The 14,748-nt window shown below is 43.7% G+C and carries 12 protein-coding genes; 6 read left to right on the top strand and 6 right to left on the bottom strand.

The annotated features are described in order from the left end of the window. Nucleotides 1-268: 268 nt before the first annotated feature. Nucleotides 269-1,156 (top strand): LysR family transcriptional regulator, encoded by an 888-nt coding sequence (locus tag JMY02_RS02130; protein ID WP_201594718.1) that lies wholly within the window; start codon nucleotides 269-271, stop codon nucleotides 1,154-1,156. Nucleotides 1,157-1,279: 123 nt separating this feature from the next. Here the strand turns inward: JMY02_RS02130 and JMY02_RS02125 are convergent, their stop codons facing one another. The 3 genes from JMY02_RS02125 to lipB form a co-directional block, all read right to left on the bottom strand. Continuing rightward, complete coding sequence (locus JMY02_RS02125; RefSeq protein WP_201594716.1) at nucleotides 1,280-1,747, bottom strand: hypothetical protein; 468 nt, start codon at nucleotides 1,745-1,747, stop codon at nucleotides 1,280-1,282. 159 nt (nucleotides 1,748-1,906) lie between these two features. Continuing rightward, a complete protein-coding gene (locus JMY02_RS02120) occupies nucleotides 1,907-2,437 on the bottom strand; it encodes an inorganic diphosphatase (protein WP_010198287.1) in 531 nt (176 codons plus the stop codon). Nucleotides 2,438-2,618: 181 nt separating this feature from the next. Beyond that, nucleotides 2,619-3,467, bottom strand: a complete 849-nt coding sequence (gene lipB, locus JMY02_RS02115) for a lipoyl(octanoyl) transferase LipB (protein ID WP_201594714.1) — start codon at nucleotides 3,465-3,467, stop codon at nucleotides 2,619-2,621. A gap of 354 nt (nucleotides 3,468-3,821) precedes the next feature. Between lipB and JMY02_RS02110 the strand changes: the two genes are divergently transcribed. From JMY02_RS02110 to pncB, 5 genes are all read left to right on the top strand, one after another. Further along, nucleotides 3,822-5,306, top strand: coding sequence for a coniferyl aldehyde dehydrogenase (locus JMY02_RS02110; protein WP_201594712.1), 1,485 nt, complete (start codon nucleotides 3,822-3,824; stop codon nucleotides 5,304-5,306). A 133-nt stretch (nucleotides 5,307-5,439) separates the two neighbouring features. Further along, nucleotides 5,440-7,371, top strand: a complete 1,932-nt coding sequence (locus tag JMY02_RS02105) for a glycine betaine ABC transporter substrate-binding protein (RefSeq protein ID WP_201594710.1) — start codon at nucleotides 5,440-5,442, stop codon at nucleotides 7,369-7,371. Nucleotides 7,372-7,480: 109 nt separating this feature from the next. Further along, a complete protein-coding gene (locus JMY02_RS02100) occupies nucleotides 7,481-8,413 on the top strand; it encodes an ATP-binding cassette domain-containing protein (protein WP_201594708.1) in 933 nt (310 codons plus the stop codon). 296 nt (nucleotides 8,414-8,709) lie between these two features. Next, entirely contained in the window at nucleotides 8,710-10,512 is a 1,803-nt protein-coding gene (gene msrAB / locus JMY02_RS02095) for a bifunctional peptide-methionine (S)-S-oxide reductase MsrA/peptide-methionine (R)-S-oxide reductase MsrB (RefSeq protein WP_201594706.1), read from the top strand. Nucleotides 10,513-10,807: 295 nt separating this feature from the next. Continuing rightward, entirely contained in the window at nucleotides 10,808-12,034 is a 1,227-nt protein-coding gene (gene pncB / locus JMY02_RS02090) for a nicotinate phosphoribosyltransferase (RefSeq protein WP_201594704.1), read from the top strand. Nucleotides 12,035-12,041: 7 nt separating this feature from the next. Here the strand turns inward: pncB and xseB are convergent, their stop codons facing one another. The 3 genes from xseB to JMY02_RS02075 form a co-directional block, all read right to left on the bottom strand. Next, nucleotides 12,042-12,287: an exodeoxyribonuclease VII small subunit gene (gene xseB / locus JMY02_RS02085; RefSeq protein ID WP_201594702.1), complete on the bottom strand. Its 246-nt coding sequence runs from the start codon at nucleotides 12,285-12,287 to the stop codon at nucleotides 12,042-12,044. Nucleotides 12,288-12,482: 195 nt separating this feature from the next. Next, a complete protein-coding gene (gene xseA, locus JMY02_RS02080) occupies nucleotides 12,483-13,985 on the bottom strand; it encodes an exodeoxyribonuclease VII large subunit (RefSeq protein WP_201594700.1) in 1,503 nt (500 codons plus the stop codon). A 274-nt stretch (nucleotides 13,986-14,259) separates the two neighbouring features. Next, nucleotides 14,260-14,628 (bottom strand): hypothetical protein, encoded by a 369-nt coding sequence (locus tag JMY02_RS02075; protein WP_201594698.1) that lies wholly within the window; start codon nucleotides 14,626-14,628, stop codon nucleotides 14,260-14,262. Nucleotides 14,629-14,748 lie beyond the last annotated feature (120 nt).

The raw sequence follows: 14,748 nt of genomic DNA, 5'->3' as shown, positions 1-14,748 counted from the left end.
AACAGTGTCAAAACTCTTGTCAATATGTTCATATTTACTACGAATTTTTCCTTGTTTAGCATCAATTTATCTCATTTTAATGCTCATAATCTAATTGATGACACGCCCTAGTGATTATTTATAATGTGTGAGTAAAAATAGCCGTGTTATAAACAAGATAAAGTTGTTTATAATATATTCTGTGAGGTCATGAGATTATCTTATACTTCTACGATTCTAGTGATAATACCCATTTTTTAACTTTTATTTATTCACTCAGGTTCTGAATATGCGACAGCAAGAGAATTATAATGAGCTGCATGCTTTTTTACTGGTTGCTCAAGAGAGCAGTTTTACTAAAGCCGCTGTCAAACTTGGGATATCACAATCCGCATTGAGCCGCTCTATTAAGTTATTAGAGCAGCGCTTAGGTCTACAGTTATTCACGAGAACCACACGTAGCTTGTCTTTGACACATGCAGGTGAAGCATTATTTGTGACCGCTGAGCAAAGTTTTGGTTCATTAGACAGGAAATTAGATAGACTCAAACATTTGCGCGAAACGCCTGCGGGGTTGGTGCGCATCAGTGCCGGTCAGTATGCTATTGATAAAGTGCTGTTACCAAAGCTGGCCAAATTCAAACAGCTATATCCTGATATTGAATTGGAGTTGATAAGCGATACTGCGTTGTCAGATATTATCAGCACACAATTTGATGCAGGTGTTCGCTTTGGTAGTTTGGTCACCGAAGGTATGATATCGGTGCGTATCGACTATGATGAGGAGATTGCTGTGGTCGGTTCACCAGACTATTTCCATGAGTTTGGTCTTCCTAAAACCCCAATGGATTTGAACGATCACAATTGTTTGGGCTATCGATTCATGGGTGGCGGCATGTATCACTGGGACTTTATGATTGATGGGCAGCCTTACAAATTAAAGACGCAAGGACAATGGGTATTCTCGACTGATTATTCAGTGATTGATGCAGCAAAACGAGGACTGGGCATTGGTTATGTGCCCATCGATATGATTGAAAATGAGCTAAAAAATGGTAAGCTTATTCATATATTGAGAGAGTTCAGTCATACCTTTAGCGGCTTTCATTTATATTATCCGCATCATAATGTATCACCTGCACTAAGAGCCGTTATTGATGCTTTAAAGCTCAAATAATATGTATTTGAGCCTTTAGCATCAAGAGTTTTGCTAAGCGTAAATAGTTTATTTTCTTTGTCGAACTCAATATTTTGCGTTATTGGTTACTGTTTGAAATATAACGACTTAGGGCTTATTGATTTAACCAAACACCCGCCACAATATCCAAAACAGTCCTAACATAACGACCGCAATGACAAGTAGTCGTTTTAGCCAATAAGGCAGTAGCGGTTTTTTGTAGCCTAAGTCGTTAAGCTGACTATCAACGCCCTTTTGCAAGCTTTTGAAAACTCGACTTTGTTTGGTGGTTTTGACACGGTTTTTTATTAGTGGGTCGAGATCATCATCAGGCTCTTGCTCTCTATCAAAGCTAATAGCGTGGTTAGAGATGCCTTGTTTGCTCGCGATAGTATTGAGTTTCTGCTGCTGCTCCACCTTTAATTTGGTTTCATAGGCATCAATGCGCAGCTTGGCTTCATCCATGCTGATGTTTTCATCGGCCGCCAATGTTTTGATGGCCATCACCAAGTTGTTTTTTTCGATCATCATGATGACCGCTTTTGGCAGCTTCTTATTACTTGGCTTTGAGCTGGGATCAGGATTAAACATGGCTGTCCTTATTACGGCGTGTGAATGTAAATGATGAATAGTGTTCATTATACCCATTTTATATCAGCAACGTTTGAGCAAAAAAATACCGCGATCACCATGTGATAGCGGTATTTCATTATCTATATTTTATCAGCATTTATGCCAATGGTTAATAGATTATAAGTCTTTCCAGCGCTGGATAGATTCTTTGATGACTTCTTTTGCTTCCGCAACATCACCCCAAGACTCGACCACAGTCGTGCCAGGTTTTTTCAGGTCTTTATAGTGGCTGAAATGGAACTCTAATTGGTTGATCAACTGTTTTGGTAGATCAGCTAAGCTGTTATAAGCATTGCCGGTATCACGGTCGTCAGCAGGAACGACAACGATTTTGTCATCAACTTCGCCATCATCAACGAACTTCATCACGCCGATTACTTTTGCTTTTAAGAAAATGCCCGTTGGTAAAGGCTGTTCAGTCAATAGCAATACGTCAAGCTCATCACCATCTTCGTCAAGTGTTTGCGGGATAAAACCATAGTTACAAGGCTTAGCAAAAATCTGTGGGTCAATACGATCAAGTTCAAACACCGCCAATTCGCGATTCCACTCAATTTTATGGCTGCTACCAGCTGGGATTTCTACTACTACGTTGATGATGCCGCCATCTACGTCGCCTGCGTCTAAAATTTTGTTAAAATCTGCCATAAAGTGCTCCAATTTGCTTTTGTTTTAGGTGTTTGAATAAGAGGGTCTAGCTAGGGATATCGCAAGAATATTGCGGCATCCGATTTGTACTGCATGCGATTATAACAAGTTTGGCCTGAATTTTCTCTTAATGCTTAAGTCTAAGCAGGCAAGATATTATGCAAAAACGGACTCAAAGAATTTACTTTGGCGCAATCGCTCGCAGTTCAATCAGTCCCGCATGCCGTTTGGCAATATTATCGATGAGCTTTTGGGTGACTTGTTCATAGCTTAACTTGTCATTTGCTTGAGCATTATTTTTAGTGTCATCTGTTTGGTTGTTTGAGACATCGTTCATCGTCACAAAATCTGACAGCCGTAACATTTGCATGCCTGCATAACCGCAAGGGTTGATGGCATTAAATGCTGACAAATCACAGTTTAGGTTAATCGCGATACCATGGTAACTAAAGCCATGCTTAATCTTAAAGCCTAGGGAAGCCATCTTGCCGAGCATAATCGTATTATTAGAGGAGGTATGATTAGTACCCATATCGGCATGATTATCTGCTGTAGAAACATCAGAATATAAGTAAACTCCCGGTGCATCACGGCGGGCATGAGCACTGATATTGTCACTATTGAGTGAAGATGGGCTGTGCAGACAGTCATTAATGACGTCTTCAATCGCTTGTTCAGCGTGAGAAACTAGATTACGCACACTCCATTTAAGGCTGTCTAAATCAAACAACCAGTAGATAACCAACTGCCCATGACCGTGCCATGTCACCTGACCGCCGCGATCGGTCTTGATAATCGGGGTATCAGTACGTTGTAATATGTGCTCTTCTTTGCCTGCCTGCCCAAGCGTATAGACGTCATTATGATCGACAATCCATAGCTCGTCAGGCGTTCGTAGCCCTTGTTGTTTTTTTAAGTCAATACGTGCGAGCGTACGCGCTAACATCGCATCGAGAGTCGGCACATAGTCAGCCGCTGACAGAGATTTACGGATAAGTGTATCGTTAAGCGGTTGCGTGGTATTTTGCATGAGAGTAGTAATCTTATTATTGTTGCGTTTAAAAACCGATTATTGATGGAATGCGTGGTTGTTTGAAAGACAGTCGCACAAAACTATATCTTATCATTACCTCACCTCCAGAAATACGCATAATGAAGAAAAGGTCAAAAACATCTGCTCACACTTCCTTGTTTCATACAGACGCAGTAGTTAACGTAATCTGCTTTTCATTGAACAATCGATGCGCTACATTAAAGTATAATGAACGGAATCTGATGAACTTTATGGTCAGGGCAGGCTAGCAAAGTGAGCATCTGACTAGAAGTACGCAGTCTTTTCCCCAATGTAGCCTGTGAACACCAACGCATATGACAAGGAAGATCAATGACAGACAATAATCAAACCCCCAATGAGCCAACTTCAAACGTGACTGATCTTGTGCAGCGACAAGCGCCCAAAGTCTTGAGTACAGTCAATACGATTGATGATATGCAAGCGCAGTTTTTGCGTTTACAGATACTGAGCCGTACGCAACCGATCAATGATTGGGTCACTCGCGAAACCCAATTAGACAATCTAGAGATCATGCTGAGCGACAATCAAGACAGTTTTGCGAAAGCAATCAGCGCAGATTTTGGCTATCGTAGCGAATCAGAGACTCAGTTTGCTGAGCTGTTTCCTAGTTTCACTGGTATCAGTCATGCCAAAAAACATGGCAAAAAATGGATGAAATCTCAGCGTGTTTCTATTTCAGCGCTGTATAGGCCTGCTCATAATGAAATCCAGCCACAGCCGCTGGGCGTGGTCGGTATCATGGTGCCTTGGAATTATCCGTTGTTTTTGGCGATAGGGCCTATGATTGACGCGATTACAGCAGGCAATCGAATCATGATTAAAATGAGTGAGGCCGCACCGCAATTTGCTCAGACATTCGCTGATGCGATTGCTCGCTATTTTTCAGCCGATATGATCTGTGTGGTGCTGGGCGAAGTTGATATCGCTGCGGGCTTTAGCGAGCTGCCTTTTGATCATCTGCTTTATACTGGCTCCACTGCCGTGGGCAAAAAAGTGATGGCCGCTGCGGCATCGAATTTAACGCCAGTGACCCTCGAGCTTGGTGGTAAGTCACCAGTGATCGTCTTAGATGATGCCAATTTAGAGTCTGTGGTCAATCGCGTGATGATGGGCAAAACCTTGAATGCGGGTCAAACCTGTATCGCTCCTGACTACGTGTTGATTCAGCGTTACTATCATGAGCAATTTATCGATCTTGCTAGAGAGTGGATGGTAAAGCACTATCCTAATATTGAGAAAAATCCAGACTATTCACGCATCATCAATGGTGCGCAATTTAAGCGCGTGCAAGGCTATTTGGATGCGCTATCAGGTGATGAGATACATGAGCTTACCGATGTCAAATCCAATATAGAAACGCGCCTCATGCCGCCAGTCATTGTGCGTGAACCCGCTCCTGACAGTGAGGTGATGCAGGACGAGATTTTTGCCCCGATTTTGCCACTGATGCATTATGAGACGCTTGATGATGCGATTCAGTTTGTGAATTCACGTCCACGGCCATTGGCGCTATATGTCTTTGGTGATAGCCACAGAGGCATAGAAAAGGTACGTAATAATACAGTCTCTGGTGGTCTATGTATTAATGAAGTGATTATGCATGTCGCACAGCATGATTTACCGTTTGGCGGGGTTGGGGACTCTGGTACGGGTGCGTATCATGGTAAAGCAGGGTTTGAGCGTCTAAGCCATATGAAGCCTGTCTTTGTGCAAACCAAGCTCAATGGCATGAACCTACTGCTGCCCCCTTACGGTGGGCTGTTCAAAAAGGCCATGGCACTGTTTTTAAAGTAGTGGTTTTAAAGTAGTGGTTTTAAAATAAACGTTTCGAGAATAAATGTTTTGCAATAGCCATTTTGCAATAACCACTTTAAGTAATTGTTTTAAAGTAATTATTTTAAAGTAACCGTGTTGAATAGGACAGACCATGCGCCAATGGATTGCGTTAAGTTTACTGTGTATGAGTGCACTATTGCTGCCGATATCGGCGTCCGCCGCTTGCGCCTCACCAATAAAATTTGGTGCGCTGACATGGGAGAGCGGTCAGTTCATCTCGGGTGTGCTTAAATATATCGCAGAAGATGGCTATGGCTGTATCATTGAAGAGGTACCTGGAGCGGGTCCAGCACTTGAGACAGCACTGTCACAAAATGATATCCAAATTATTGGGGAGCAATGGGTTGGACGCTCTCCCATCATGGAGCAAGCCATCGAGCAGAATAAGGTAGCAGTCATTGGCGATACACTCAAAGGCGGTGCGACTCAAGGTTGGTATGTACCGAGCTATGTACTAGAAGAAAACCCCGGTCTTCGCAGTTATCAAGATCTACCGAAATACGCAAATCTGTTTAACGATCCAGAAGATCCGAGCAAATCCCGTTTTATGAACTGTCCTTCTGGCTGGACGTGTGAGATTTTTAATACACGTTTACTCAAAAATACCGGTTTGGACAGCGTTTTTAATAATGCTCAGCCGGGAACTGGGGCGGCACTCGATGCCGAGATTGCTTCGGCTTTTGAGCAGCACAAACCCCTCTTGTTTTATTATTGGCAGCCCACAGGCTTGATGGCAAAATATGACTTTGCGCCATTAGTGTTTCCTGCCCATGACGATGCTTGTTGGCAGGATTTGTTACGAGCGGACGGCACAGCTGATTGCGTCTCCGGATTTCCGGTATCCCCGTTAGGTATCGCAGTATCAACGCCATTTATCGACACCAATCCTGAGCTGGTAGAGGTCTTCAAAAAAGTACAATTTACCTCTGATGAGCTGAATGGCGCTATCTTGGAGATGAGTGAAAATAAACGTAGCGGAGATGCGCAAGCCTTAGTGTTTCTACGTGAAAACCCAAGTGTTTGGCAAAAATGGGTGTCTGAAGAAGCGGCGACCAACCTTACTACCAAATTAGGTATTGGCTTAACTGGCGCCGACATCACTGCTGATACAGCAGCATCTAGTATCAATCAAACAGCGCTAACCTCTATATTTCCTTCATGGTCACTTGAGACACTACTGAATAATACCTTAGCAAACGTCGTCCAAAATTATGGTGACGTGTTTCGTACTATCAGCACGGTGGCACTAACATATTTATTGCTACCGATTGAGCGTCTATTAACCGTTATCCCTCCATGGTTGATTATTGCGCTGGTTACTGTATTGGCTTGGTTCGGTGTACGCAAGGTTTGGTTTGCGCTGGCATGCGGGGCAGGGTTATTTCTCATTGGCGCATTTGGATTATGGGGCGCATTGGTTGATACTTTGGCGCTGCTCATCGTCTCAGTATTGGTCACGGTAGTCATTGGTATTCCTATCGGTATTGCCATGTCAGGTAGCAAACTGCTTCGCAAGATTGTGACTCCCATACTGGATGTGATGCAGACCATGCCCAGCTTTGTTTATCTGATACCAGTGTTGATGCTATTTGGTATTGGTAAAGTGCCTGCGCTATTTGCGACTATCATATATGCACTGCCGCCCCTTATTCGGCTGACAACGTTGGGCATCACGCAAGTAAATCATGAAATGGTAGAAGCAGGACGTTCATTCGGTAGTACCCATTTGCAGTTGCTCATTTGGATTAAATTGCCGCAAGCGCTACCCAGTATCATGGCAGGTGTCAACCAAGCAGTGATGATGTCGCTCTCTATGGTGGTGTTGGCGTCTATGATTGGAGCGCCAGGTTTGGGCGAAGATGTATTGCAATCTATACAGACGCTCAATATTGGGCAGGGTTTACAAGCAGGTACCGCAATTGTCATTGTGGCAATTATCATTGACCGTATTACTCAAGCCTTTGGTCAAGGCAAACGCGCTCGTCAAAAAACTATCGATGCTGGCAGACGCCGGATTGGTTAATCATTTGCTTATCATGAGCAAATGGTAGAGTTAATGACCAATATAACGATAACGAAAGCGATGCCAATAAAAACGTGTCTATAAGAACGCGTCACTAGCGAGAACCACGATGAATCATATCCGCTTAGAGAATATCAGTAAAATCTATAATGCCAGTAGCTCGCAAGCACAGGCTGCATTGGCGTTATTGGCAGAGGGCATGGACAGTAATCAAGTAAAGCAAAAAACAGGCTATTCGGTCGGCCTTTATGATATTAATTTGGCGGTCAAGGCGGGCGAGCTGCATTGTATTATGGGACTCTCAGGCTCTGGCAAATCGACATTGATACGTCATATCAATCGATTGATTGACCCAACCAGCGGCCAGATATGGGTTGATACTTCTATCAATGCAAATATGAAAGTAGAAAACTCTAAAGATGATGTTCATGCTACAAGTATGAATAAAACGTCAGCAGAAACGATAAACGTAGCCGAAACAGAAAAATCGCCTGACGCTATCAATGTATTGGATTTTAATGACAAAGAGTTGCAGCATTATCGGCAACAAACGGTCAGTATGGTGTTTCAGCATTTTGGTCTAGTACCGCATATGACCGTCATACAAAACGTCGCTTATGGTTTACGTGTACGTAAGATGAGTGTTAAGGAACGTCATGACACTGCTCGGTATTGGCTCAATGAAGTTGGGCTATCAAATTTAGAACACAGCTATCCTGACGAGTTATCAGGTGGTATGCAGCAGCGTGTCGGGTTGGCGCGGGCTTTGGCCACAGACAATCCAATTCTGCTAATGGATGAAGCGTTTTCTGCGCTTGATCCCCTTATTCGTGCTCAATTGCAAGACCAACTGCTAGAGCTACAAGAGCGCTTGCATAAAACCATTGTTTTTATTACCCATGATATCGATGAGGCCGTCAAAGTAGGTCAACGCATTAGTATCTTAAATGGTGGACGTTTGGTACAGACTGGTACGCCAAGTGACTTACGCTACAATCCTGCTGATGACTATGTGGCGCAATTTATGAGTGCCAAAACTTAGGGGTTGATAGGATGGCTTAATTGCATTGTTTCCCTCACAGTTTTTTCACATTATCTCTATAAACACATACTCAAGCAGGAATCATCATGTCAGCTATTTCTCTATATCGCTATTTTTGCTGTGTTGTTCAGAAAGTGTAGCAACACGCAACTTACTATTAATGTAGGCTCGACCATAGAGGTATACTGTTAAGTATATCTAATATCAAACCCAAAAAGTACGATTAGCTGCGTCAAACTCGTTTAGCCAACCATCATCAAGTATATGATCGCAAGACTTCGTAAAAAGGACATATCATGTCACACAAAAAAATAGACAACAAAGACCGCAGCAATGCCAGCAAATTGGTCACAGATTCATGTACTACTTCTCGTTGGTTCAAAAACGTCAGTGCATTTGGTGTAACGACAGTATTGAGTGCGGGTATATTGGTGGCCTGCGGACAAATGAGCAGCGCGGAAAATGATGCGAGCAGTAGCACCAAAGTAGGCAAGCAAAACAGCGGCGTCAACAGTTCACGTGATATGTTGCCATCTGATATGATCGGACAAATGCAAGCATTGCCACAATTGACCAAAGGCTTGGGCGATACAGGCGCGGCAGTGATAGATCCTAACAAACCAACTTTGGTCAAATTTTGGGCAAGCTGGTGTCCGCTTTGTTTGGGAACGCTTGAGGAAACGGAGAAATGGCGCACCGATCCAAAATTTGCTGATTTGAATGTCGTGACCGTGGTCAGTCCTGGTCATTTGAATGAAAAAGCGGATGGCGAGTTTGGCACTTGGTATGCTGGTGTTCAAGCAGATTATCCACAACTGCCTGTCCTGTCTGATGCGTCAGGCGAGTTAATCAACAAGCTTGGTGTGCAGGTGTATCCAAGCTGGGCGATACTTGATAAAAACGGCAATTTAGTACATTTAGTCAAAGGCAATATATCGGCAGAGCAAGCCTATGCGCTTGCCGAAAATGCCAACAACGATTTTGCTGAGCTAAAAGCGGGCAATGCCAAACCTGCAAACGCACAAACCTTAGACAGCAACAGCAAGATTGAGACCATCAAGCAAAAAGATGGGGTTTATTATAATGACAAAGGCAAAGCGATTAATACGCGCTCAATTTATCTTGCTGGCGGCTGTTTTTGGGGCGTAGAAGCTTATATGGAGCGGGTCGATGGCGTCGTAGATGCGTTATCAGGCTACGCCAATGGTGATATGGCCAATCCAAGCTATGAGCAAGTGATTCGTGGTTCAGGACATGCTGAAGCTGTCAAAGTCACTTACGATGCTGATAAAACTGATCTGGATACCCTCTTAAAATATTATTTCCGCGTGATTGATCCAACCAGCCTAAACAAGCAAGGCAATGATCGCGGGGTGCAGTATCGCTCAGGTGTCTACTACACTGATAAGGAAGACAAAGCGGTGATTGATGCCGCGCTTAAACGGGTGCAAAGTCAATATGAGCAAAAAGTCGTCGTCGAAAACGAGGCTTTAGACAATTTTTATTTGGCTGAAATGTATCACCAAGATTATTTGACAAAAAATCCAAATGGTTATTGTCATGTGGATTTGAGCCTTGCCGATGACAAGCCTGAAGGCATGGCACGGATCAAACTTGCGCCTGTCAACACGGTCGCTGAGACATTAGATCCTAAGCGTTATGCTGGGTTTGATAAAGGAGCTTTGAAGAATACTCTGACCAAAGCGCAGTACAATATCACTCAAGATGCAGGCACTGAGCGGGCATTCAGTCACGAATATGATAATTTGTTTGCTCCCGGTATTTATGTCGATGTCGTCAGCGGTGAGCCATTGTTTTTATCAACCGATAAATACCAGTCAGGTTGCGGCTGGCCAAGCTTCACCAAGCCTATCGATATGCAAGTGATTACTCAGCATGAAGATAAAGCCTTTAACATGGTGCGTACCGAGATTCGCTCACGGGTCGCTGATTCGCATCTCGGTCACGTATTCCCTGATGGTCCAAAAGATCGTGGCGGCTTGCGTTATTGTATCAACGGTGGCGCTTTGCAGTTTATCCCAGTCGATGTGATGCCGCAGTCAGGCTATGCGCCATTGGTCAAATTGGTTAAAGCGTAATTATGCTAAAGTTGTGATGTCATTTATAAAGTGATGTTATCTATAAAAAAGACGTTAAGCATTTTCTTAGCGTCTTTTTTTGGCGTAGATTCTGGCCATATTTTTGTAAAGACTGCGCACAATCGTAGTAGTTTTGCTGCAAGCAATCGTGAACTCTGAAATCAACCGAAAACTTCGTTATACTTAGCGGTTCATTGGGCATTTATGCGTTCTTTAGTCCATTGTCCACATTATGATGTCGCTTTGAGTATTGGGTGACGCTTATTTCTTATTTTAGCTTTTTTAAGGCCATAGTATGACCGTTACCGATGCACCTATCATTACCTCATTACTTGACAATGATTTGTACAAATTTACGATGCTACAAGCGATGCTGCATCAGTTTCCGCAGACGCACGGCGTTTACCGTTTCCGTTGTCGCAATAACAAAGATGCTATCTATCCACTGTCTGACATCAAAGAACAACTAGAGCAACAACTGGACAGTTTATGTGAATTGCGTTTTTTAGAAGATGAGCTGGAGTATTTGCGCGGGCTGCGTTTTATGCGCTCAGATTTTGTGGATTATCTTGAGTTGTTTAAACTGAAGCGCCGTTTTATTACCGTCAGTACCGATGGTCAAGGCCGTCTGTTCGTCGATATTGAAGGCCCGATGATTCAGGCCATGTTTTTTGAGGTCTTTGTGCTGGCGATTGTCAATGAACTCTATTTTAATGCGTTATCCAATGCGAGCGTGATTGCAGAAGGGCAGCGCAGATTGGATGAAAAAGTAGAATTGTTACATCACTATGCAGCAGAACAGACAAAACACGGTCGTGATATACCGCCATTTATCGTCGCTGATTTTGGTACTCGCAGACGATTCAGTAAAGTGTGGCAGGCTCATGTGGTTGAGACTTTGCACAAAGCTGAGCCAAAAATCGTCAGCGGGACGTCCAACGTGTATTTGGCAAAAAAGCTGGGTATGACGCCCATAGGTACCATGGCGCATGAGTTTATGCAGGCCTTTCAGGCATTGGATGTGCGTCTGCGTGATTCACAAAAAGCGGCACTTGAAGCGTGGGTACACGAATATCGTGGTGATTTGGGAATTGCACTGACCGATGTTGTGGGGATGGATGCGTTTTTACGGGATTTTGATTTGTATTTTGCCAAGCTTTTTGATGGCCTACGTCATGATAGTGGTGATCCCTATATTTGGGGCGACAAGGCCATTGCTCATTACGAAAAATTAAAGATAGACCCCAAGACGAAAATTCTAACTTTTAGCGATGGTTTGGATCTCGAAAAGGCATGGGAGTTGCATCAATATTTCAAGGGCCGCATTAGAACCAGCTTTGGTATTGGCACCAATCTCACCAACGACATGGGCATAACGCCGCTTAATATCGTTCTAAAACTGGTCGAGTGCAATGGGCAACCAGTCGCCAAACTGTCCGACAGTCCAGGCAAGACCATGATTAATAATGACACGTATCTTGCCTATTTGCGCCAAGTCTTTGAAGTTGATGAGTTTGAATAAAGAGCGCTTAGCTGTCGCTGCTTTCTACTTTATTTTCTTCAGAAAAGGCAGCATCTAGCGCTTGTTGTACCGCATTGATGCGGGTCTCGCAAATGCGATACGCAGCAATAGACTCTTCAACTGTGGTCATTAGATTGTCGATATCAGGCTCGTCTTGTTGCTGTAATTGATCTGCATTGGTTTTTAGAATATCGTAAGCCGCCTTAAAGGTTTTTGGGGCGGCTTTTTTACGTTTGCGAGTCGGAGTGGTCATAGTGTGTCCTAAGAGTGTTTTAATATTGAAAAAATAAATGGATAAATAATGGCGGCATAATATCGTGTATTTATAGTCAGATGGATATAAAAAGTCAGCGAGACTGGGATAAATTTTTTGTAGCCTCTGGCAGCAACGGCACAGCAAGCAAGAAAAATTTATCCCAGTCTTGCGTTATCATATCGTGTATCCATTTTATTTAGCATCGATCATATCAAGGATGCGCGCTTTTGCTTTGCCATCTTTTAAAATGATATGAATGGTCTGCTCAGCATAAAGTTGGGTGCTACTGGTGAGTATCTGTTTGTTTTTTTCATCTGTAAGCATGGTATAGCCTTGCTTGAGCACACGAGAGGGTCTATGTAACAGCACAATATCTCGCAAATGCTCGCTATCCCGCTGAGCCTGTATCAGTTGCTGCTGACTGATTTTCCGAATGGCTTTTTGGTGTTTTTCACTATCAGTAGCAGCCATGGATAATTGCTGATAAGCCGCGGCTTGCATTTGGGTCTTTAGCTCAGTGGTTTGTTTAGCGGCTTGCTTTACTTGGCGCGTGGCGCTTTGCTGAATGCTCTGCCATGCATAATCACTGTCTTTTTGTAATGCGGTTAATTGACCGATTGTTTGCGACTGTATTTGATTTAACTGGCACGCAGTTTGTTGCTCAGCCATATTGAGCTGACGCTGGGCAGCCTGTTTGATTTGGGCTTGGTAGTGCAGTGTCTGAGTGACCAATTGGGCTAAATGACTGCTGATGGCGGCGATTACTTTAGATGGGGTGTCAAAGCTGGTGTGTGCGACCTCATCTAAGATAACGTTGTCTCGTTCGTGACCAATCCCGACCCAGACAGGGATAGGCTGCTCAGCGACTAAGGCGGCCAGCTCATAATCGTTGAGATAAGCCAAATCACCCACGGCACCACCGCCGCGAATAATCACTAATAAATCGGGCAAACGCTGATACGTATCATAAAATTGTTGCTGAGCGCTGACGATTGCTTGGCGAATCTCAGCGGGAGCATGATTGCCTTGAAAGGTGGCGTGATGGTAATGAAAATGACACGCGCCTGTACTTGCTAAACGATCAGCATCGGCTTGAAAATCACCCAATCCGGCTGCTTTTTCAGGGGCGACAACCAGTACGTGCTCGATGTCAAATGGGGCAGGTAGCTGCTGATTAAGATATAAAAGTCCTTCACCTGTCAGACGGTCAACCATTTGCGCATATTGCTTTGCCAAATCCCCTAACGTGTAGCTGGGGTCAATGTCTTCAATGGTCAGCGAAAAGCCGTATTGCGCATGAAATCCTGCCGATACTTTGAGCAATACTGTCAAGTCACGATCAAGTGGCATGCCAGTTGCACGCTCAAACTTTGCTAACACGCGCGTGGCTTTGAAACGCCAAAGGTTGCCACGGCAGCTGGCGACTACTTTTCCATCATCGTCTTTTTCTGCCAGCTCAAAGTAATAGTGCCCACCTTTGCTGGATAAATTGCGAATCTCTGCCTTTACCCATACGCGGTGGTCAAAGGTTTGCTTGATGACCATGTCAACCGCTGACAAATAATCACTTAAACGCAAAACGGTGTCTTCCAAATGGTCTTCTTGCTCAGCCAGTTCGGCCTCTAATGTGGCCAAATCCTTGGCAGGCGTTAATACTTTGGCTTGTGTGATATTTGAAAGATTGGGCTTGCGCATAATAGGATACCAACGGTGATTAAAACGTAAAGGCTGATTGTGATTGTGAGTGGATTGATTATGATAAATAACATTTTTGAGAAGACAGTTTACCCCAAAAGTGCTCATACCAAAAGTAAAGCCAACAAGTAGCGATAGTGTGTCACGCAGACTTATTGGCTATGAGCGATTTTGATGAGGATATGCCCCAGTCAGACAAAATATAAACACATAAAAATCTATATTCGATAATTTTTGGCCGAGATCAATTTAGCATTTATGAGGTCTATTGCCATTATTGACAGCGAAAGTTAATGGTGTATTCATAATCGTCGCTACGTGATAAGTCAGGCGAGCCAGTACCAAAGATTGAGCCAACGACCGCGCCCACTTGACCCACCATACGGCCAGTGCGTTCATCTAAAATACCATTGTATTTTACAGTGTCATTGACGATAATCACTTGTTTGCTACGGCAGGTTTTTTGTGCACTGTCTAGCGCATTTTGTTGTGCTTTGACTTTGGTTTCTGCGATGCCAGTGGTTTCATAAGTAGCATTGGCGCGCTGGATAACAGGCGATGAAGGCGTACTTTGGCAAGCACTCAATGCAAGAGCGGCCACCAAAGTGGCGGTTAAGGTTGCAGTTTTATTAAACGTATTCATAGATAATTCCTAATGACGGTAAGTTGAACATAAGAGTTGAGTCAATGTCTAATCAGTATGAACAGAATCTAACCCATTCACCCCTTGAGTGTCTAGGTGGTTATTGTTTTCTATACTGTA

Origin of the sequence: Psychrobacter vallis, from assembly GCF_904846715.1 — a bacterium.
GTDB lineage: Bacteria > Pseudomonadota > Gammaproteobacteria > Pseudomonadales > Moraxellaceae > Psychrobacter > Psychrobacter vallis.
This window is presented reverse-complemented; position numbering and strand designations above follow the sequence as displayed.

Bases quoted from the DNA above. Each gene is read 5' to 3' on its own strand.
- JMY02_RS02130 (WP_201594718.1), top strand. From the start codon at position 269: ATGCGACAGCAAGAGAATTATAATGAGCTGCATGCTTTTTTACTGGTT.
- JMY02_RS02125 (WP_201594716.1), bottom strand. From the start codon at position 1,747: ATGTTTAATCCTGATCCCAGCTCAAAGCCAAGTAATAAGAAGCTGCCA.
- JMY02_RS02120 (WP_010198287.1), bottom strand. From the start codon at position 2,437: ATGGCAGATTTTAACAAAATTTTAGACGCAGGCGACGTAGATGGCGGC.
- lipB (WP_201594714.1), bottom strand. From the start codon at position 3,467: ATGCAAAATACCACGCAACCGCTTAACGATACACTTATCCGTAAATCT.
- JMY02_RS02110 (WP_201594712.1), top strand. From the start codon at position 3,822: ATGACAGACAATAATCAAACCCCCAATGAGCCAACTTCAAACGTGACT.
- JMY02_RS02105 (WP_201594710.1), top strand. From the start codon at position 5,440: ATGCGCCAATGGATTGCGTTAAGTTTACTGTGTATGAGTGCACTATTG.
- JMY02_RS02100 (WP_201594708.1), top strand. From the start codon at position 7,481: ATGAATCATATCCGCTTAGAGAATATCAGTAAAATCTATAATGCCAGT.
- msrAB (WP_201594706.1), top strand. From the start codon at position 8,710: ATGTCACACAAAAAAATAGACAACAAAGACCGCAGCAATGCCAGCAAA.
- pncB (WP_201594704.1), top strand. From the start codon at position 10,808: ATGACCGTTACCGATGCACCTATCATTACCTCATTACTTGACAATGAT.
- xseB (WP_201594702.1), bottom strand. From the start codon at position 12,287: ATGACCACTCCGACTCGCAAACGTAAAAAAGCCGCCCCAAAAACCTTT.
- xseA (WP_201594700.1), bottom strand. From the start codon at position 13,985: ATGCGCAAGCCCAATCTTTCAAATATCACACAAGCCAAAGTATTAACG.
- JMY02_RS02075 (WP_201594698.1), bottom strand. From the start codon at position 14,628: ATGAATACGTTTAATAAAACTGCAACCTTAACCGCCACTTTGGTGGCC.